Here is a 20,509-nt window from a genome sequence, read left to right as displayed (position 1 = left end):
AGGGACTTTCTACTACCAGGCACCCATTGCAGGTGCCTGGTTTGCAGCGGTTTAGCCGATAGTCATCAGGCTGGCATTACCACCCGCAGCGGCGGTGTTGACGCTCAAGGCTCGCTCGATCACCAGACGCTCCAGCGCCACGCTGGTTTCGCCCTGGGACAGGCCGTGGACCCCGACGATGGCGCCGGCACGCTTGGCTACCTGCTGGCAGACGCTGCGCAGTTGATCCGAATCGCCGTGGTGCAGGACCGCGTCGAACAGCACCTCGTCCTTGTTCCAGTCGGCAACCCGTTGTATGCGTGCCTGAATCTCCTTCGGCAAGCGTGCGAACAAGGCTTTGCTGGTGTCGGTTTCCGGCCACACGGCCGAGCCGCCCACGGCCAGTACGGCCGCCAGTTGCGTCAGCAGGTCGCCTTCCACGTCGGCCAGGCACAACACGTGCTCGCGCGGCAGGATGGCGTAGCTGTTGCGCTCGCCAGTCGGGCCGGTCAGGGTCCGGGTAATACCGCTCTGCGACTGGGCCGCGAACTGCACGCACAGGGCGCTCAGCTCGGCGAGCTTCTGGCTGTCGGCCCAGGCTTGCAGTGCGGTCAGCGGTTTGCTCATGGCGTCGCGTAAACGCAGGTCTGGCGCTGTCAGGGCGTCGCCACGGACGAAGGATTGCTGGATCGCATCGGTAGGACGTGTCGACAGCAGGCGGTACAGGTACAGCGGACCACCGGCCTTGGGACCGGTGCCCGACAGGCCTTCGCCGCCAAACGGCTGCACGCCGACCACAGCACCGACAATGTTGCGGTTCACGTAGACGTTGCCCGCATGCACATTGTCGATGACCTTGGCGATGGTCTCGTCGATGCGCGTGTGCACGCCCAGGGTCAGGCCGTAGCCGGAAGCGTTGATCTGGTTGATCAACTGATCCAGTTCCTTGCGCTTGTAGCGCACCACGTGCAACACCGGGCCGAAGATTTCGCGCTGCAGCTCGTCGAAGCTTTCCAGCTCGATCAGGGTTGGCATGACAAAGGTGCCGCGCTTGCATTCGTCGCTGTCGGCGATTGCCATCTGGTACACGGTGCGACCTTTGTCGCGCATGGCCTGGATGTGTTTCTCGATGCCGGCCTTGGCTTCGGCGTCGATCACCGGGCCGATGTCCACGGACAGGCGCTCAGGGTTGCCGAGGCGCGATTCGGCCATGGCGCCCTTGAGCATTTCGATGACGCGGTCGGCGGAATCTTCCTGCAGGCACAGGACCCGCAGGGCCGAGCAACGCTGGCCGGCACTGTCGAAGGCCGACGACACCACGTCGATGACCACTTGTTCGGTCAGCGCCGAGGAGTCGACGATCATGGCGTTCTGGCCGCCGGTTTCGGCGATCAGCGGGATCGGACGGCCCTGGTTGTCCAGGCGACCGGCGATGTTGCGTTGCAGCAGGCGAGCGACTTCGGTGGAGCCGGTGAACATTACGCCTTTGACCCGCTCGTCACCCACCAGGCGGGCGCCGACGGTTTCGCCGCGACCCGGCAGCAGTTGCAGCACGCCTTCCGGAATGCCGGCTTCGAGCATCAGGCGCACAGCCTGGGCAGCCACCAATGGCGTCTGCTCGGCGGGCTTGGCCAAGACCGGGTTGCCGGCGGCCAGGGCAGCGGCGACCTGGCCGCTGAAAATCGCCAGCGGGAAGTTCCAGGGGCTGATGCAGACCACTGGGCCCAGTGGGCGGTGGGCATCGTTGGTGAAATCGTTGCGCGCCTGCACCGCGTAGTAGCGCAGGAAATCCACGGCTTCACGCACTTCAGCAATGGCGTTGGCGAAGGTCTTGCCGGCTTCGCGGGCCAGCAGGCCCATCAGCGGCTGGATCTCGCCTTCCATCAGGTCAGCGGCACGCTCGAGGATCGCAGCGCGTTCGGCTGGTGGCGTGGCTTGCCAGATCGGCGCGGCGTTGAGAGCGCACTGGATGGCGTTATCAACGTCGCTGATCGTGGCTTCCTGTACATGGCCGACCACGTCGCGGTGATCGGACGGGTTCAGTACGGGGGCCGGGGTTTCTTCGCTGGCAGCGCAACCGAGCATCGGCACGGCTTTCCAATCGTTATGGGCAGTGGCAAGCAGGGCGCAGGACAGCGACGCCAAACGATGTTCGTTGGCCAGGTCGATGCCGCTGGAGTTGGCACGGTCGCTGCCATACAGGTCGCGCGGCAGTGGGATGCGCGGGTGCGGCAGGCCGAAACCGCCTTCCAGCGTTGCCATTTGCTCGATGCTGGCCACTGGATCGGCCACCAGCTCCTGAATCGAGATGGACTGGTCGGCGATACGGTTGACGAACGAAGTGTTCGCGCCGTTTTCCAGCAGGCGACGTACCAGGTACGCCAGCAGTGTTTCGTGAGTGCCGACCGGAGCGTACACACGGCACGGACGGTTCAGTTTGCCTTCGGAAACCTTGCCTACAACCTGTTCGTACAGTGGTTCACCCATGCCGTGCAGGCACTGGAATTCGTACTGGCCCGGATAATAGTTCTGACCGGCGATGTGGTAGATGGCTGCCAGGGTATGGGCGTTGTGCGTGGCGAACTGCGGGTAGATGACTTCCGGCACCGACAGCAACTTGCGGGCGCAAGCGATGTAGGACACGTCGGTGTACACCTTGCGGGTATAGACCGGATAGCCTTCCAGGCCTTCGACCTGGGCGCGCTTGATCTCGCTGTCCCAGTACGCGCCTTTTACCAGGCGAATCATCAACCGGTGGCGGCTACGGCGGGCCAGGTCGATGACGTAGTCGATCACGTATGGGCAACGCTTCTGGTAGGCCTGGATCACGAAACCGATGCCGTTCCAGCCGGTCAGTTGCGGCTCGAAGCACAGACGCTCCAGCAGATCCAGCGACAGCTCAAGGCGGTCGGCTTCTTCGGCGTCGATGTTCAGGCCGATGTCGTATTGCTTGGCCAGCAGGGTCAGCGACAGCAGGCGCGGGTACAGCTCGTCCATGACGCGCTCGTACTGGGCACGGCTGTAACGTGGGTGCAGGGCGGACAGCTTGATGGAAATGCCCGGGCCTTCATAAATCCCGCGACCATGGGACGCTTTGCCGATCGAATGGATGGCTTGTTCGTACGAGGCCAGGTACTTCTGCGCATCATGTTCGGTGAGTGCGGCTTCACCCAGCATGTCGTAGGAATAGCGGAAGCCTTTGGCTTCGAACTTGCTCGCGTTGGCCAGGGCCTCGGCGATGGTTTCGCCGGTGACGAACTGCTCGCCCATCAGGCGCATGGCCATGTCGACGCCCTTGCGGATCATCGGCTCGCCGCTCTTGCCGATGATGCGGCTCAGGGAGGAGGTCAGGCCCGCTTCGTTATGGGTGGCGACCAGTTTGCCGGTCAGCAGCAGGCCCCAAGTGGCGGCGTTGACGAACAGCGACGGGCTGTTGCCCAAGTGCGGCTGCCAGTTGCCGGTGCTGATCTTGTCGCGGATCAGCGCGTCACGGGTGCCTTTGTCCGGGATGCGCAGCAGTGCCTCAGCCAGGCACATCAGTGCTACACCTTCCTGGGACGACAGGGAAAATTCCTGCAGCAAACCCTGAACGATACCGGCACGGCCGCCGGCACTTTTCTGATTACGCAGTTTTTCCGCAATCGAAGCAGCCAGCTTATTGGTGGCTTCGGTCATTTGCGCCGGCAGGCGGGCCTGCTCGATCAGCATCGGCACCACTTCGGGTTCCGGGCGACGGTAGGCGGCAGTGATGGAGGCGCGCAGGACCGATTGCGGCAGGATGCTCTCGGCAAATTCGAGGAAGCACTGGTGAGCATGGTCGACCTGTACATCGCCGGCATCATCGCTGTCGGTGCGAGGTGAACCGTTCAGCTCGGTCAGGGTTGCACCACCCTCGAGTTTTTCCAGGTAATTGAAAATTGCCTGCTTGATCAGCCAGTGCGGCGTGCGATCAATCGAGGTTGCGGCCGCCTTGAGGCGTTCGCGGGTCGGGTCATCGAGTTTGACCCCAAGGGTGGTGGTAGCCATATTTTTATCCTCATGTTTACCACGTATCGCGTGGCATCAGCTGGCGGCAAGATTAGCTGTGGGATGATTGAGGTGCAACCGGGTGCAACCCTTTTTTTCTCGAAATGACAGACAGCTCATCCGGAAGCAAATGTTGCCCCGTAAATCCTGCACCGGCTTAGTGCTTTAGCTTCTAGCTGAGCGCTGGGAACTGCACTAAAAGGGAGCAAAAAACACAGATTTTGCGATAAAACCGATCAGGTGCAACTTATTCGAGCGAAACTGGTTGCACCTTATTTGATTTGTTGAATAGCATTCGCGGCCAAGGTGCAACCGGTTAAAAACCGAGGGGCATCGGCTGATGGCTTTCCTGGGGAAACATCAGTCATAAATTCGCGGGACTGCAAATCGTCGCTACAACGTCTGTGTTGTCGACGCTTTAAACTGCCACCGCTACATAAAAACAAAGCCAGGGCGTAACTCATGAGTGTAAGTAATCCCACCTTGATCACTTTCGTGATCTACATCGCAGCCATGGTCCTGATCGGTCTGATGGCTTACCGCTCCACCAACAACCTTTCCGATTACATCCTGGGCGGTCGTAGCCTGGGCAGCGTCGTGACGGCACTGTCTGCCGGTGCTTCCGACATGAGCGGCTGGTTGTTGATGGGTTTGCCCGGTGCAATCTACATGTCCGGCCTGTCGGAAAGCTGGATCGCCATCGGCCTGATCGCCGGTGCCTACCTGAACTGGTTGTTCGTGGCTGGTCGCCTGCGGGTACAGACCGAGCACAACGGTGACGCACTGACGCTGCCGGACTACTTCTCCAGCCGTTTCGAAGACAAGAGCGGCGTGCTGCGGATCATCTCTGCTGTGGTGATCCTGGTGTTCTTCACCATCTACTGCGCTTCCGGCATCGTGGCCGGCGCCCGTCTGTTCGAAAGCACCTTCGGCATGTCCTATGAGACCGCGCTGTGGGCCGGTGCTGCAGCGACCATCGCCTACACTTTCGTCGGTGGTTTCCTGGCCGTGAGCTGGACCGACACCGTACAAGCCACCCTGATGATCTTTGCGTTGATCCTCACGCCGATCATTGTGCTGCTGGCTACCGGTGGTGTGGACACCACGTTCCTGGCCATTGAAGCAAAAGATCCTACTTCGTTCGATATGCTGAAAAACACCACCTTCATCGGCGTGATCTCGCTGATGGGCTGGGGCCTGGGTTACTTCGGGCAACCGCACATCCTGGCGCGCTTCATGGCGGCGGATTCGGTCAAGTCAATCGCCAAGGCGCGGCGCATTTCCATGACCTGGATGATCCTCTGCCTGGGCGGCACCGTGGCTGTCGGCTTCTTCGGTATCGCTTACTTCTCGGCACACCCAGACGTGGCTGGTCCGGTGACCGAAAACCCTGAGCGCGTATTCATCGAGCTGGCGAAGATCCTGTTCAACCCATGGGTTGCCGGTGTGTTGCTGTCGGCGATCCTGGCGGCGGTCATGAGTACCCTGAGCTGCCAGTTGCTGGTGTGCTCCAGCGCCCTGACCGAAGACTTCTACAAGACTTTCCTGCGCAAGGGCGCTTCCCAGTTGGAACTGGTCTGGGTCGGCCGCGCCATGGTGCTGTTGGTGGCGTTGATCGCCATCGCCCTGGCCGCCAACCCGGAAAACCGTGTGCTGGGCCTGGTGAGCTACGCCTGGGCCGGTTTCGGTGCCGCCTTCGGCCCGGTTGTCCTGATCTCCGTGATCTGGAAGAACATGACCCGCAATGGCGCGCTCGCCGGCATCCTGGTGGGTGCGATCACCGTGATCGTCTGGAAGCATTTCGCCTTGCTGGGCCTGTACGAAATCATCCCGGGCTTCATCTTCGCCAGCCTGGCCATCTACATTGTCAGCAAGATGGGCTCGCCTACCGCGGGTATGCTGCAGCGCTTCGACGCGGCGGAAAAAGATTTTCGCCTGAACCAGTAAGGCCTTCGGCGCGGCCTTGATGGCTCGCAGGGCGACTTGCATAAAAACGGCCCGTCTCCAATGGAGGCGGGCCGTTTTTTTTCATGGGCTCAGTCCGGGTTGGCGTCAGGCTGGTTGAGAAAGATCAACACGCCCAGGATCGCCATGTAGAACCTGAACGCAGCGTCCTGGCCATTCCAGATTTCTGATTGCCACATCAGGAACCACTCGCCACCGACGACCATGAAACCAAAGAACCAGACGAAGAAGCCCACCGTCAGGCCGGCAACGGCCCAGCGCTTGGCGCGGGAGAAAACCGCGGCCTCGGCCTGGCGTGCCAGCCACAGTTCCAGTGCTCCGTAGCCCAGCAACCCGGCCGTCATCGCTTCGCCGAGGATAATCAGCCAATAGGCCCCGTGCCACATCCACGGTTGATCGATGGCTCGATACCGGGCGGCATTGTCGGGAAAGGTGGTATCCATACTCAGTACGTGATGGACGAAATTGAAGTTGGAGCTGTAGTCCGTGATGTTATTGAACACGGTCAGGAAGGCGAATGCGGCGAGCGCCAGGGTCATTGCGATCTTTGCGTAACGTGTCGTCATCTCGTGCGTCCTTTGCTTTTTTGCGACCAGCGCACGTTATCACGGCTGTCACGGCGCCAAGATCCGTCGTGTTGCAGGAAACGGCTGATTCATTCGTGGGACGGTTGCGGTTGGCTACGATGCCACGAATGTCTATCGGAAAATGCATCACGTCTTGCCGCTTTTGGCTCATCGGCTGTAAGGCAAATCTGTTTTTCCTGACCTCCAATCCACTTCCCCTATCGCTCGTGCAGAATCGCCCGCTTCCATTTCGCAGAGGCACATCGGATGTTCCCGCCTGCCAACCAACCGCGTTTCACGCTGACGCTCGACAGCGGGCCGAATGAACTCAAGGTGCTCGAGTTCAAGGGTAAGGAAGCCATCAGCCAGCCCTATCGCTTTGACCTGGAACTGGTCAGCGAGCGGTCTGACCTGGCGCTGGAAGAGCTCCTGCATCGCCAGGCATTTCTAGGGTTCGATGATTGGGGCAGTGGCGTACACGGTCAGGTCCATAGCGTGGCCCAGGGGGATTCGGGCAAACGCCTGACCCGTTATCAGATCAGCCTGGTGCCTCGCCTGGCCTACTTGCGCCATCGCATCAACCAGCGGATTTTCCAGCAACTGAGCGTGCCCGATATCGTCGCCCAGGTGTTGAAGGAACACGGGATCCTGGCGAATGCCTGCCAGTTCACGCTTGGCGGGCAATACCCCGAGCGTGAGTATTGTGTGCAGTATGGCGAAAGCGACCTGGCCTTCATCGAGCGGATCTGCGCCGAAGTCGGCATCCATTATCACTTCAGGCATCGCCCTGACGGTCATCTGCTGGTGTTCGGTGACGACCAGACGGTGTTTCCCCGCCTGCCTGAGTCGACGCTGTACCTGCCGGACAGCGGCATGGCCGCCGACGAACCGGCCATCAAGCGCCTGGCGGTGCGGCTCCAGACCCGTACCACTGCCGTGACGTTGCGCGATTACGACTTCCGCAGGCCCGGCTTGTTACTGCAAACCCAACTCGACAATCGACAGCGCCCTGTGCTCGAGGACTATCACTATCCCGGTGGTTTCTGTACCCGTGACGACGGCAAGCATCTGACCCGACGCGCCCTTGAGCGCCACGGCGCCGACCACTGCGTGGCAGAAGGCGGCAGCGATGAAAGCGCCCTGGTCAGCGGACACTTCATGCGGATCAAGGAACATCCGCGGGAACCGTGGAATGATCTCTGGCTCCTGACGCAGATCGACCATCATGGCCGCCAACCGCAGGTGCTGGAAGAAACGGCCGGCGCCGGCCCGGATGAATTCCAGGGCTATAAAAACACCTTTCTCGCCACGCCCTGGGACGTGTTCTTTCGGCCACCCCTGAATCACGAAAAGCCCCGTGCCCATGGTTATCAGTCGGCGGTGGTGACCGGGCCGGTGGACAGCGAGATCCATTGCGATGAATTCGGCCGGGTCAAGGTGCAACTGGTCTGGGATCGCGACGGTCAATGCGACGAGCATTCCAGCTGCTGGCTGCGCGTGGCCTCCGGTTGGGCCCACGATCGCTATGGCGCAGTGATGATCCCCCGGGTCGGGATGGAAGTCCTGGTGGGGTTCATCGATGGCGACGTGGACAAGCCATTGGTCGTCGGGTGCCTGCCCAACGGCGCCAACCCGGTGCCGCTGGACCTGCCTGCGGACAAGACCCGCAGCGTGTTGCGCAGCCAGAGCAGCCCGGGCGGGGGAGGCTACAACGAATTGCGCATCGAGGATCGCAAGGGCGCCGAGGAGATCTACCTGCGGGCCCAGCGCAACTGGACCCAGCATGTGCTGCATGACCAGCAGGTGCAGGTCGATCACGAGCGCAGCATCGTTGTCGCCGGTACGGCACGGCACGAGCTCAAGGCCGATGAGCAGCGCCTTACCCATGGTCAACGCCGGGCAGAAGTGCGGCAGGACGATCATCTGCTGGTGAGCGGCGAGCGGCATATTCGTGTCACCAGCCAGGTCCTGAGTGCCAGCCAGCAGTTTCATGTCAGCGCCGGCCAGCAAGTGGTCTTGGACGCGGGCGCGAGCGTGACCCTTCAGGCCGGCGGCCATTGGATCAACATCGGCGCTGGCGGGATTTCCAGTAGTGTACCCATCGAGGTCGGTGGTGCGCCGATGGCGGTCATGAGCGCGGCGTCCGGCTCTCCAGGCGGCGCCGAGAAGCTGGTCGCTGCGACGGCGCCTGCGCTTTCCCTTGCGCAGATCCTCAGTTTCCAAGGTTCGGCGCCGTTCTGCGAGGAGTGTGAGCGTTGCAGAAACGGTGCCTGCGCAGCGCCGCCGGTCTTTCATAAACCCGTCGATCTCCGGGGGCGTGCATGAACAGCGATCAATCTCCTCGCGCCTGGCTTGAAGATCACCCCTTGCAGGCCTCCGAGCAACTTTTCGCCATTTTCAGCAATGCCAGTAGCGCCGGGGCGTTGTCGGCCTGGAGGCGCTCGATGAACTCGACAGCCAGCCCGATCTGGGCCGATACACCGTACACCGAGTGGCAGGCGGTCATGCCCTATGTAGGGCTGGTCAGCGCAGACAGTGAGTTGCTTGATTGGATCGCCGCCACCGACGCCCTCGATTGGGGCTGGCTGGCGGTTTCGTGTGTGAGCCAGGAAACCCTTGCGGAACACTTGCGAGGGCTCACACAGGTGCTGTTGCCCGATGGCAAGCCGGTCTTCCTGCGTTTTTGGGATGGGCGGTTCATGCGGCCTATCCTGCAATCGACGGCGGTGGAGGCCGGGCAGCTCTTGCCGGTCATCAAGCGCTGCCTGATCAACGGGCAATCCCTTGAAGTCGTGGGAAATGCCCAGCGGCCGGCCCAGGCTTTTCCCTGGTGGCAAGTTCCCGTCGTGCTGTTGGACGCAATGGCCGAGGGCCCGACGGACTGTCTGCTGGACAACGTGCTCACTTGGCTGGGTGAAGAGCATCCGCATGTGTTCGAGCGGGTCGACGGCAGCGTCCTACGCTGCAAGATTGCCCACTTTCTTGAGCGATCGGCGGCGGTTGAGGCGAAAATGGCGCCATTGCAGGCGTATTTGCTGCGAGAGCTGGGCTGATGACGGCCTGTCCGCCGGGCTGCGAACCCCTGACGTCCGACGCGCTTCAAGGTAAACTCGTCGCCCTTCGCAGGAGCCGCCATGAATTATCGCCACGCCTTCCACGCCGGCAATCACGCCGATGTGTTCAAACACCTGACCTTGACCCGCCTCATCGCATTGATGTCGCGCAAGGAGCAGCCCTTCGCCTACCTCGATACCCATGCAGGTATCGGGTTGTACGACTTGCAGGGTGACCAGGCCAACCGTACCGGTGAGTACCTGGAAGGCATTGCGCGGTTGTGGGGCGAGAGCGATCTGCCGCCGCTGACCGCCGATTACATGAAGGTGCTGCACGAGATGAACCCGGACGGGCAGTTGCGCTACTACCCGGGCTCGCCGGAGTTGGCGCGGCGCCTGACCCGTTCGCAGGACCGTGTGCTGCTCAATGAGAAACACCCTGAAGACGGCGTGTTGCTCAAGGACAACATGAAAGGCGACCGTCGCGTGGCGGTCCACCTGGGTGAGGGCTGGCATGTGCCGCGGGCGCTGCTGCCGGTGGCAGAAAAGCGTGCCCTGATGCTGATCGATCCGCCTTTCGAACAGCTGGACGAGATGCAGCGCTGCGCCGCCTCCCTCAAGGAGGCCATTGGCCGGATGCGCCAGACGGTGGCGGCGATCTGGTACCCGGTGAAGGACCAGCGGATGTTGCGCCGCTTCTACCAGGACCTGGCCGGCACGGGCGCGCCGAAGCTGTTGCGGGTGGAACTGTTGGTGCACCCATTGGCGACGCCCAACAGCCTGAACGGCTCCGGCCTGGCGATTGCCAACCCGCCGTGGGGGCTGGAGGAAGAGTTGCATGAACTGCTGCCGTGGCTGTCGAAAAAGCTGGGGCAGACCCAGGGTGGGTGGCAGATGGATTGGTTGATCGCTGAGAGCTGAGTTTACTGGCGCCTGGAAGGGCGCTATCGCGAGCAAGCTCGCTCCCACACTGGATCTGAGGCGTACGCACGAATTGTGTACGCCGCCAGATCCGTGGGAGCGAGCTTGCTCGCGAAGCTTTTCAGGGCCCGACAGTCAGATCGGGCAGGTCACGCCCGTACCGCCAATCCCGCAATAGCCTTCAGGGTTTTTCGCCAGGTACTGCTGGTGGTAGGCCTCGGCGAAATAAAACGTCGGTGCTTCTTCGATTTCGGTCGTGATGGTGCCTTTGCCTGCCTTGGTCAACTCGGCCTGGAATACTTGCTCGCTGTGTTTGGCCGCCGCCAGTTGAGCCGGGTTGGTGGCATAGATCACCGAACGGTACTGGGTACCAATGTCATTCCCCTGGCGCATGCCCTGGGTCGGGTTATGCAGTTCCCAGAACATTTTCAGAAGCTGCTCGTAACTGACTTTTGCCGGTTCATAGACCACCAGTACCACTTCACTGTGGCCGGTCAGACCCGAACAGACTTCTTCATACGTCGGGTTCGGCGTGAAGCCGCCGGCGTAACCCACCGCTGTACTGACCACGCCTTCGCGCTGCCAGAACTTGCGCTCTGCACCCCAGAAGCAGCCGAGGCCGAAGATCGCGAAATCCACGTCCATGGCAAACGGGCCCAGCAGCGGCGCGTCGTGGACGAAGTGTCTTTCCGGCACGGTCATTGGGGTTTCACGGCCAGGCAGGGCTTGTTCTTGAGTAGGGAGCACGTTTTTGTTCACCAGGATTTCCGAGCGCAAGACCATCATCAGTCCTCTCAGTCAGATTGAGTTGAGCGAAATAGACCGTCAGTGTGCCCAATGCCGATTCGTTAAGAAAGCGACAACCGTGGCGAGGGGATGGACGTAGGGGGGGCTACGTCCGTCAGACGAGCGGCCCGCGGGGGTAGCGCTTGAGCTTTTCGATCAGTTCGGCGCCGGGGATCGGTCGGTCGAACAGGTAGCCCTGGCCGACATCACAGCGGTGGCGCCGCAGAAACGCCAGTTGCTGGGCGGTTTCGATGCCTTCGGCCACGACCTTGAGTTTCAGGTTGTGGGCCATGGCGATCACCGCCGAGGTGATTTCCATGTCGTCCTGGTTGTCCGGGATTTCGTGGATGAAGCTGCGATCGATCTTGATGATGTCGATCGGGAATTTCTTCAGGTAACTGAGCGACGAATAACCGGTGCCGAAGTCGTCCATGGCCAGGGTCAACCCCAGGCGCTTGAGCTGGTCGAGCTGCAAGTGGGTGTCTTCGGTGGCTTCCAGCAACAGGCCTTCGGTCAGCTCCAGTTCCAGCAGCCGGGCCGGCAATTGTTCCTCCTTGAGGATGCTGGCGATGGAGGCGACCAGGTCCGGGTCGGAAAACTGCTTGGGTGACAGATTGATCGCCACTTGCAGGTTACCCAGGCCGGCTGCGGTCAGCTGTTTGCTCATGCGGCAAGCCTGGCGGGCGATCCATTTGCCGATGGGAATGATCAGGCCGGTTTCTTCGGCCACGCTGATGAACTGGTCCGGGCGGATCATGCCCTTTTCCGGATGGTTCCAGCGCAGCAACGCCTCCATGCCCAGCAGGCGACCGCTGCGCAGGCACAACTTGGGCTGGTAGAACACGTCCAGTTCGTTCTGGGTCAAGGCGCGGCGCAGGTTGTTTTCCACGAACAGCTTGTAGCTGGCCTCGGCATTCAGTGCTTCGGTGAACACCTGGACCTGGTGCTTGCCGTTGGCCTTGGCCTTGTGCAGGGCGAGGCCGGCGTTGCGCATCAGGGTCTGCGGATCGCGGCCGTGCAGCGGCGCGCAGGCCAGGCCGACGGAGCCGGTCACGCTGATCAACTGGTTATCGACGAACATCGGCTTGTCGAGGGTCATCAGCAACTGACTGGCGATCTGCTGCCCGGCTTCCAGGCTGGTGTCGTCCAGCAGGACCGCGAATTCGTTACTGGCGAATCGCGCCAGGCTGCCGCTGGGGCTCAAGCTGTTGCGCAGGCGCCGGGCCAGGCTGATCAGCAGTTTGTCACCGGTCTGGTGGCCGAGGCTGTCGTTGATCCGCTTGAAGTTGTCGATGTCCACCAGCAGCAAGCTGATGGGCGAATCACTGTCCCGGGCGAAGCGTTCATCGAGGTTGCGAATGAACGCCGGACGATTGCCCAGGTTGGTCAGGTTGTCGGTGTACGCCAGGCGCTCGATGCGCTGCTGGGCCAGCTTGGTCTGGGTGATGTCTTCGTAGATGCCGATGTAGTGGGTCAGCTCGCGGTTATCGCCGTAGACCTTGGAAATCGACAACTGGCCCCAGTAGGGCTCCAGGTTCTTGCGCCGACTCTTGAACTCACCCTGCCAACTGTTGCTCTGGGCCAGCGCCGAGGGTGCGTCGAACAGCAGCTCGCTGAGATTCTCCAGGGCTGGCAGTTCGGAGAGGCGCTGGCCGTGGACCTCCTCGGTGGTGTACTGGGTGATCGCGGTGAAGCTCGGGTTGACGTATTCCACCACACCGTCGCAATTGACCAGCAGGAACGCGTTGGCGCTCTGTTCCACGGCGCGCTGGAACAAGTGCAGGGCGCTGGTGGCGGTGCGTCGGTTGTGGTTGTTGATGACCTGGGCGAACTGGTCCGCCAGCTCGCCGGCAAAGGCGATTTCATCCGACTGCCAGGCGCGGGTGACGCCCACTTGCTCCAGGCACAGCACGCCCACCACCTGGCCGTCGATACGCACGCTGGCGTCGAGAATGGCATTGACGTCACGGGCGCGCAGGCTCTCGGCCATTTCCCGGGTGCGCGGGTCGCGCATCGCATTGTGGGCGTCAATGGCGCGGCAGGTCTGCAGCGCCTCCATGTAGTCGGGAAAGTCGTTGGCATCGATCACCGCAGGCAGGAAATACGCCTGGGACGCGCGGTTGTAGGCGGAAATCGGTACCAGTTTGCCATCGTCCAGGTTCCAGAGGCTGGCGCAGTCGATCTGGTAAATGTCGCAGGCGCTGCGGGTGATGAGTTCGGCGGCTTCGAGCAGGGAGTTGTTGGCGCTGTAGCGTTGACGGGTCAGCAGCAGGATCAGGTCCTGTTGGGCGCGTACCCGGTCCAGGTGCTGGAGTTGCTCTTGCTGGGCGCGCTGGTTCAGTTCCAGGGCTATCTGCAGGCGTGAATTCTGGGTTTCCAGGTCCAGGGCCGGCATAGAGGGTTCGCCCTGCAAAAAATTGTCCACCGCCAGCAGGTAGCCGCGCAACAGATGACGATTGTGTTGCTTATAGGCTTCACCCGTCTCCAGCACGTTCATCGGGCCCTTGGCGGTGTGGAGCGTGTAGCGAATCTGGTAATGCGCGGCCTGGGCCAATTGTTGCTGGATGGCGTCGTGCAACTGATAGCGTGCTTCGGGTTCCATCAAGCTGGCGTAGGGCGAACTGACCAGCGAGCACAGCTCTACCGCCGGCAGGCCGAAGTATCGCTCGCAGTTGGGATCGAGGAACAACAGCGCCCAGCTTGCTTCATTCAGCCGTTCGAAACGCAGCATACCGAGCCGCGAGGGCACCGGTAACTGCGTCACTACCTCGGCCGCCATACGGCTGGCGGCATCGGGTTGGCTTTTCATGGGGAAACTCGCTTCGAAAATGCTGATCGCGCCGGGCTGACGCCCTCGTTATTACGGATTGGCGCAAGGTTGCATCATTGCGGCACTGGCTGACAAGAGACATGAAGGCCAAGTGCTATAAACCTTTTATCGGCCGACGAGAGGATTTCTCCAGTCGCCGACCGATCAGAGGGCGTGGAAGATCATTGCAGTGGGATATCGACGGTCTGCAAAGGGTTGCCGTCCCGGTCGTGGAAGGTGACTTGAAGGCTCTGGGCCGTGACCTGCAGATGGGCGAAGTTGTCCTGGCTCACCACTTTGCTGGTCAGTTCATAGCGGTACTCACCGCTTTGGGTGCGGGCCATGGGCCAGTGGAAAATAAAATCCGAGGCTTTCGCAAAAGGCAGCAGTTTGCTGTTGTAGAACGGCGAGGAAACCACGGTGTTGACCTCGAAATCAGGATCCTCGCTGTGACGCAGGCGGCTGGTCATGGAGCCGTGGACATCGCCCGAGACGAAAACCACGTTTTTGATCCGATGGCGACGTATGGTTTCCAGCAGGCGCAGGCGTTGTTCCGGGAAGGCCTGCCAGGCGTCACCGTCATCGTGCTTGCTGTCAGGGAAGAACATGACGCTGGTCACGACGAGTTTGACCCGGGCGGGGCTGTCGATGAGCCATTGGAGCAGGGACTGTTCCTGCTCCTCGTCGAGGATGCGCCGGTCATTCGCCGACAGGTTGCGTTGTGTCCGGCTGTCGGTGACGAACCATTGGATATCGCCGTGGGTGAAGATGTACCAGTAGCGGGTTAACGACTTGTTCAATGTCCCGTCGCTCGACAGTTCATGGGCGGGTCCGTGGCTGGCCTGATAAAGCCCATAAGCGGCCATCGCATTGGCGTATAGAACATCGTCGTTAGCGGTTTTCCTGGCAGGCCAGTTGTCTTCGATCTCATGGTCGTCAAGGATCATGTAGGTCGGGATGCCGGACATCAGTTTCCGGATATGTGGCTGGCTAAATACCGATCGGTATCTGAAAAGGATGTTCTGATAGGTTTGGTCCGGTCCGATGACATTCAGGTCATCCAGATAAACCTGGTCGCCGGTCATCAATATCGCGCTGATCGGTGGGTCGGCCTGCGCCACGATGCGGTTGATGCCGGCAAAGGTGCGGTCCCCAAGCCCCGGTAGCAACGGGGTGCCGGCGGCAATTCGCAAGTAGCGGCAAGAGCCCACGATATAAGCGCGTGGTACGTCGGTTTTGCTGGCCGGCGTGCGTAAGCAGTAGGTGTTCCCGGGCCATTGCAGCGGCAGTTCCTGGGCGGTTTCCACGGTATGGGTCGGGCTCAAGGGGCTGAACCAGCCGGCCTGGTACTCGTAGGCGGTATCGGGTTGAAGGCCTTTCAACACGATGACATCGGACATGTCGCGGTAGGCCTTCAAATGGACAAAATGCCCTTTCGACCAGCGTGTATCGCCTTGGCGCCGGTGGCGAATACCGGCGAATACCCGGTTGTTGCCGCGATCGCCGCGCAGGAATATCCGGGCGTGGTCCGTTGTCGTGTGGCCGACGATGGGGCCAACGGTAGGTTTGAACATATTCGAATCCATTCGAAGTTTTAGTAATGGGGGCAAGCATCAAGTTGCCTTGGCGGTCTTGATGCTAAAGCCCGGCGCACCATAAATATCGATAGGGAAGGGGGCGCAAGTTGTGGGTAATGACTAACAGGGGGTGTAGTCATTTAAAACTTGCGGGGTAGGAAAATGCCGGGGTTGCCTGACAGACCGCCATCGCGAGCAGGCTCGCTCCCACAGGGGGAGAGGTGCAAGTTTAAAGTGCTGTGCAGCGCCAGAAATCTATTGTGGGAGCGAGCCTGCTCGCGATGGGGCCGGCACAGCCAACATCCATGCACCTGACCTGAATTCCAGGCAAAAAAAAGCCCCGCCAAACGGACGGGGTTGAGGTACGAGCGTGGCGCTCGGAAAACAGTGCTCCGAATGGCCCTCCGCAAGGGAGGGCCGCCCGGTGTTACAGCAGGATGGTGCGGATGTCGCCCAGCAGGTCGCTCAGACGCTTGGTGAAGCGTGCAGCGGCGGCGCCGTTGATCACACGGTGATCGTAGGACAGCGACAGTGGCAGCATCAGCTTCGGCTGGAAGGCTTTACCGTCCCAGACTGGCTGGATGGTGGCCTTGGAAACACCCAGGATCGCCACTTCCGGCGCGTTGACGATCGGCGTGAAGCCGGTGCCGCCAATGTGGCCGAGACTGGAGATGGTGAAGCAGGCGCCTTGCATGTCGTCGGCGGTGAGCTTCTTGTTCCGGGCTTTTTCGGCCAGGGCAGCGGCTTCGGCAGCCAGTTGCAGCAGGCTCTTCTGGTCGACGTTGCGGATGACCGGTACAAGCAGACCTTCCGGGGTGTCGACGGCAAAGCCGATGTGCACGTATTTCTTGCGGATCACAGCCTTGCCACTCGGGGCCAGGGAGGCGTTGAAGTCCGGCAATTCCTTGAGCAGGTGCGCACAGGCCTTGAGCAGCAGCGGCAGCACGGTCAGCTTGACGCCGGCCTTTTCCGCCACGGCCTTCTGCGCAACGCGGAAAGCTTCCAGCTCGGTGATGTCGGCCTGGTCGAACTGAGTCACGTGCGGAATGTTCAGCCAGCTGCGATGCAGGCTCGACGCGCCGATCTGCATCAGGCGAGTCATGGCCACTTCTTCGGTTTCGCCGAAGCGGCTGAAGTCCACCGCCGGGATCGGCGGAATGCCTGCGCCGCCAGCGGCGCCTTCGGCCGGTGCGTTCTTGGCCTTCTGCATCATGGCCTTGACGTAGGCTTGCACGTCTTCTTTCAGCACGCGACCGTGAGGGCCGCTTGGGCCGACGGCGGACAACTCGACACCGAATTCACGGGCCAGCTGACGCACCGCAGGGCCGGCGTGCACCTTGGCACCGCTTGGCGCAGGCGCGGCGACCGGGGCTGGGGCAGCCTCGGCCTTGGCGGCAGGCGCGGCGGCTGGAGCCGGGGCCGCTTCGGCCTTGGCAGCAGGTGCAGCGGCTTGCGCGGGTGCGGCAGGTGCCGCAGCGCCAGCGACCTTGAGCTTCAGGATCAGGTCACCGGTGCCGACTTCGTCTTCCAGCTTGATCTCGACGCTTTCCACCACACCGGCGGCTGGCGATGGGATTTCCATGCTGGCCTTGTCGGATTCCAGGGTGATCAGCGACTGGTCGGCTTCGACGGTGTCGCCAACCTTGACCAGCACTTCGATGATCTTGGCCTTGCCCGACGAGCCGATGTCCGGGACATGAATGTCCTGGACCGTGGCAGCGGCAGGCGCAGCAGCCGGCGCGGGAGCCGCTTCGGCAGCCGGTGCGGCGGCAGGCTTTTCAGCCGCGGCCGGGGCAGCAGGGGCGGGCGCTTCAGGCGCCGCAGCGGCGCCCTCGACTTCCAGCTCCAGCAGTTCGTCGCCTTCTTTCAGGCGGTCGCCCAGCTTCACTTTCAGGCTCTTGATGACACCGGCCTTCGGCGCAGGCACTTCCATGCTGGCCTTGTCCGATTCAAGCGTCAGGATGCTCTGGTCGGCTTCGATACGGTCGCCGACCTTCACAAACAGTTCAATTACTTCACCTTCACCGCTGCCGATGTCAGGTACGCGAATGAGTTCGCTCACGAAAATTCTCCTCAGCAGTCCAGTGGGTTGCGTTTTTCCGGATCGATGCCGAACTTGGCGATGGCTTCGGCCACCACTTTAGGTTCGATATCGCCACGGTCAGCCAGGGCTTCCAGGGCTGCCAACACAACGAACTTACGGTCGACTTCGAAGAAGTGACGCAGCTTCTTGCGGCTGTCGCTACGGCCGAAGCCGTCGGTGCCCAGCACTTTGAATTCCTTGGAAGGAACCCACTGGCGGATCTGCTCGGCGAACAGCTTCATGTAGTCGGTGGACGCGATGACCGGACCTTTGCGGCCGTTCAGGCATTCTTCGACGTAGCTCAGCTTTGGCTTCTGGCCTGGGTGCAAGCGGTTGCTGCGCTCTACGGCCAGGCCGTCGCGACGCAGTTCGTTGAAGCTGGTGACGCTCCAGACGTCGGCGCCGACGTTGAACTCTTCACGCAGGATCTTCGCGGCCTCACGCACTTCGCGCAGGATGGTGCCCGAGCCCATCAGTTGGACGTGGTGCGCCGCTTCGCGGGTGTCTTCCTCGAGCAGGTACATGCCCTTGACGATGCCTGCCTCGACACCGGCCGGCATGGCTGGCTGCTGGTAGGACTCGTTCATCACGGTGATGTAGTAGAAGACGTCCTGTTGCTCTTCGGTCATCTTCTTCATGCCGTCCTGGATGATCACCGCCAGCTCGTAGCCGTAGGTCGGATCATAGGTGCGGCAGTTCGGGATGGTCCCGGCCAGCATGTGGCTGTGGCCGTCTTCGTGCTGCAGGCCTTCACCGTTGAGCGTGGTCCGGCCCGCGGTACCGCCGATCAGGAAGCCGCGGGTACGGCTGTCGCCGGCCGCCCAGGCCAGGTCGCCGATACGCTGGAAGCCGAACATCGAGTAGAAGATGTAGAACGGCAGCATCGGCTGGTTGTGGCTGGAGTACGAAGTACCGGCGGCAATGAAGGAGCTCATGGCGCCAGCTTCGTTGATGCCTTCTTCGAGGATCTGGCCCTTCTTGTCTTCGCGGTAGAACATCACCTGGTCTTTATCGACTGGCTCGTAGAGCTGGCCGACGGACGAGTAGATGCCCAACTGACGGAACATGCCTTCCATACCGAAGGTACGGGCTTCGTCCGGGATGATCGGAACGATGCGCTGGCCAATTTCCTTGTCCTTGACCAGTTGCGCGAGGATCCGCACGAAGGCCATGGTGGTGGAGATTTCACGGTCGCCCGAGCCGTCCAGGATCGCCTTGAGGGTTTCCAGTGGCGGGGTCGGAACGCTGAAGCTCTTGGCGCGACGCTGCGGCACGAAACCGCCCAGTGCGGCACGGCGCTCGGCCAGGTAACGGGCTTCGGCGCTGCCTTCTTCGGGCTTGAAGAACGGCAGGTTTTCCAGCTCGCTGTCCTTGACCGGAATGTCGAAGCGGTCGCGGAACAACTTCAGGCTGTCGACATCGACTTTCTTGGTGTTGTGCGCGGTGTTCTTCGCTTCGCCGGCGCCGGTGCCATAACCCTTGATGGTCTTGGCCAGGATGACGGTTGGCTGCTCTTTGTGGTTGACCGCCTGGTGGTACGCCGCGTAGACCTTGTACGGGTCGTGGCCGCCACGGTTGAGCTTCCAGATCTCGTCGTCGGACAAGTCGGCAACCATGGCCTTGAGTTCAGGCGAGTTGAAGAAGTGCTCGCGGACGAACGCGCCGTCCTTGGCCTTGTAGTTCTGGTATTCGCCGTCGATGACTTCGTCCATGCGGCGTTGCAGGATGCCGTCGACGTCCTTGGCCAGCAGTGGGTCCCAGAAACGGCCCCAGATGACTTTGTTGACGTTCCATTGGGCGCCACGGAACACGCCTTCGAGTTCCTGGATGATCTTGGCGTTGCCGCGAACCGGGCCGTCGAGGCGCTGCAGGTTGCAGTTGATGACGAAGATCAGGTTGTCCAGTTTCTCGCGGCCGGCCAGGGAGATTGCGCCCAGGGATTCCGGCTCGTCGCACTCGCCGTCACCCATGAAGCACCAGACTTTCTGCTTGCCAGGCTGGATGAAGCCACGGGCTTCCAGGTACTTCATGAAGCGTGCCTGGTAGATCGCCTGGATCGGGCCCAGGCCCATGGAAACGGTCGGGAACTGCCAGAAGTCCGGCATCAGCCAAGGGTGCGGGTACGAAGACAGGCCGTTGCCGTCCACTTCCTGGCGGAAGTTGTTCATCTGGTCTTCGGAAATACGGCCTTCCATGAACGCACGGGCGTAGACGCCTGGCGATGCGTGACCCTGGAAGTAGATCAGGTCGCCGCCGTGTTCGTCGGTCGGGGCCTGGAAGAAGTAGTTGAAGCCGATGTCATACAGCGTCGCGCTGGAGGCGAAGCTGGAGATGTGACCGCCCAGGTCAGAATCTTTCAGGTTGGTACGCATGACCATGGCCAACGCGTTCCAGCGTACCAGCGAGCGAATGCGGCGTTCCATGAACAGGTCGCCAGGCATGCGTGCTTCGTGGGTAACGGGGATCGTGTTGCGGTACGGCGTGGTGATGGCGTAGGGCAGTTGCGAACCGCTGCGGGTTGCGAGTTCGCCCATACGGGTCATCAGATAATGAGCACGGTCTTCGCCTTCTTTGTCGAGAACCGATTCCAGGGCGTCCAGCCATTCCTGGGTTTCGACGGGATCGAGGTCTTGCATGGCTTGCTCCAGGGCGGAAAGGCTACCAGAATCGGTTGCCTGAGTTTGCGACTGGCCTTGTGGGCAGACGATATAAATTCTTGGATTGCCGAAGGTTGTTTCGGCGGC

General features: G+C 61.4%; 11 protein-coding genes. 4 read left to right on the top strand and 7 right to left on the bottom strand.

Annotation, left to right across the window (positions count from 1 at the left end):
* Positions 1-51: 51 nt before the first annotated feature.
* Positions 52-4,005, bottom strand: coding sequence for a trifunctional transcriptional regulator/proline dehydrogenase/L-glutamate gamma-semialdehyde dehydrogenase (putA, locus tag AB4O22_RS24185; RefSeq protein WP_460097323.1), 3,954 nt, complete (start codon positions 4,003-4,005; stop codon positions 52-54).
* 462 nt (positions 4,006-4,467) lie between these two features.
* Here putA and putP point away from each other — a divergent pair, with 462 nt between their 5' ends.
* Positions 4,468-5,952 carry a sodium/proline symporter PutP gene (putP, locus tag AB4O22_RS24180; protein WP_460097322.1) on the top strand — a complete coding sequence of 495 codons (1,485 nt, stop codon included), beginning with the start codon at positions 4,468-4,470 and terminating at the stop codon, positions 5,950-5,952.
* Between the two features lie 89 nt (positions 5,953-6,041).
* Here the strand turns inward: putP and AB4O22_RS24175 are convergent, their stop codons facing one another.
* Positions 6,042-6,536 (bottom strand): DUF2165 family protein, encoded by a 495-nt coding sequence (locus tag AB4O22_RS24175; RefSeq protein WP_223471011.1) that lies wholly within the window; start codon positions 6,534-6,536, stop codon positions 6,042-6,044.
* Positions 6,537-6,803: 267 nt separating this feature from the next.
* Here AB4O22_RS24175 and AB4O22_RS24170 point away from each other — a divergent pair, with 267 nt between their 5' ends.
* The 3 genes from AB4O22_RS24170 (at position 6,804) to AB4O22_RS24160 (ending at position 10,510) form a co-directional block, all read left to right on the top strand.
* A complete protein-coding gene (locus AB4O22_RS24170) occupies positions 6,804-8,861 on the top strand; it encodes a type VI secretion system Vgr family protein (protein ID WP_460097321.1) in 2,058 nt (685 codons plus the stop codon).
* Complete coding sequence (locus AB4O22_RS24165) at positions 8,858-9,589, top strand: DUF4123 domain-containing protein (protein WP_223471007.1); 732 nt, start codon at positions 8,858-8,860, stop codon at positions 9,587-9,589. Before AB4O22_RS24170 ends, AB4O22_RS24165 begins: the two co-directional genes overlap by 4 nt.
* Positions 9,590-9,670: 81 nt before the next feature.
* Positions 9,671-10,510, top strand: coding sequence for a 23S rRNA (adenine(2030)-N(6))-methyltransferase RlmJ (locus AB4O22_RS24160; protein WP_223471005.1), 840 nt, complete (start codon positions 9,671-9,673; stop codon positions 10,508-10,510).
* 135 nt (positions 10,511-10,645) lie between these two features.
* Here AB4O22_RS24160 and msrA read toward each other — a convergent pair whose 3' ends face one another.
* The 5 genes from msrA to aceE form a co-directional block, all read right to left on the bottom strand.
* Positions 10,646-11,293, bottom strand: a complete 648-nt coding sequence (gene msrA, locus AB4O22_RS24155; RefSeq protein ID WP_223471193.1) for a peptide-methionine (S)-S-oxide reductase MsrA — start codon at positions 11,291-11,293, stop codon at positions 10,646-10,648.
* 118 nt (positions 11,294-11,411) lie between these two features.
* Positions 11,412-14,105: a putative bifunctional diguanylate cyclase/phosphodiesterase gene (locus AB4O22_RS24150; protein ID WP_460097320.1), complete on the bottom strand. Its 2,694-nt coding sequence runs from the start codon at positions 14,103-14,105 to the stop codon at positions 11,412-11,414.
* Between the two features lie 182 nt (positions 14,106-14,287).
* Positions 14,288-15,679 (bottom strand): alkaline phosphatase D family protein, encoded by a 1,392-nt coding sequence (locus AB4O22_RS24145; protein WP_223471003.1) that lies wholly within the window; start codon positions 15,677-15,679, stop codon positions 14,288-14,290.
* A 430-nt stretch (positions 15,680-16,109) separates the two neighbouring features.
* Entirely contained in the window at positions 16,110-17,744 is a 1,635-nt protein-coding gene (aceF, locus tag AB4O22_RS24140) for a dihydrolipoyllysine-residue acetyltransferase (protein WP_223471001.1), read from the bottom strand.
* Positions 17,745-17,755: 11 nt separating this feature from the next.
* Positions 17,756-20,401, bottom strand: coding sequence for a pyruvate dehydrogenase (acetyl-transferring), homodimeric type (gene aceE, locus AB4O22_RS24135; protein ID WP_003197095.1), 2,646 nt, complete (start codon positions 20,399-20,401; stop codon positions 17,756-17,758).
* Positions 20,402-20,509: the final 108 nt, after the last annotated feature.

The organism is Pseudomonas sp. S3_B11 (assembly GCF_054667715.1).
Note: the sequence above shows the minus strand (reverse complement) of the source record. Positions and strands in the feature narration are given on the sequence as shown.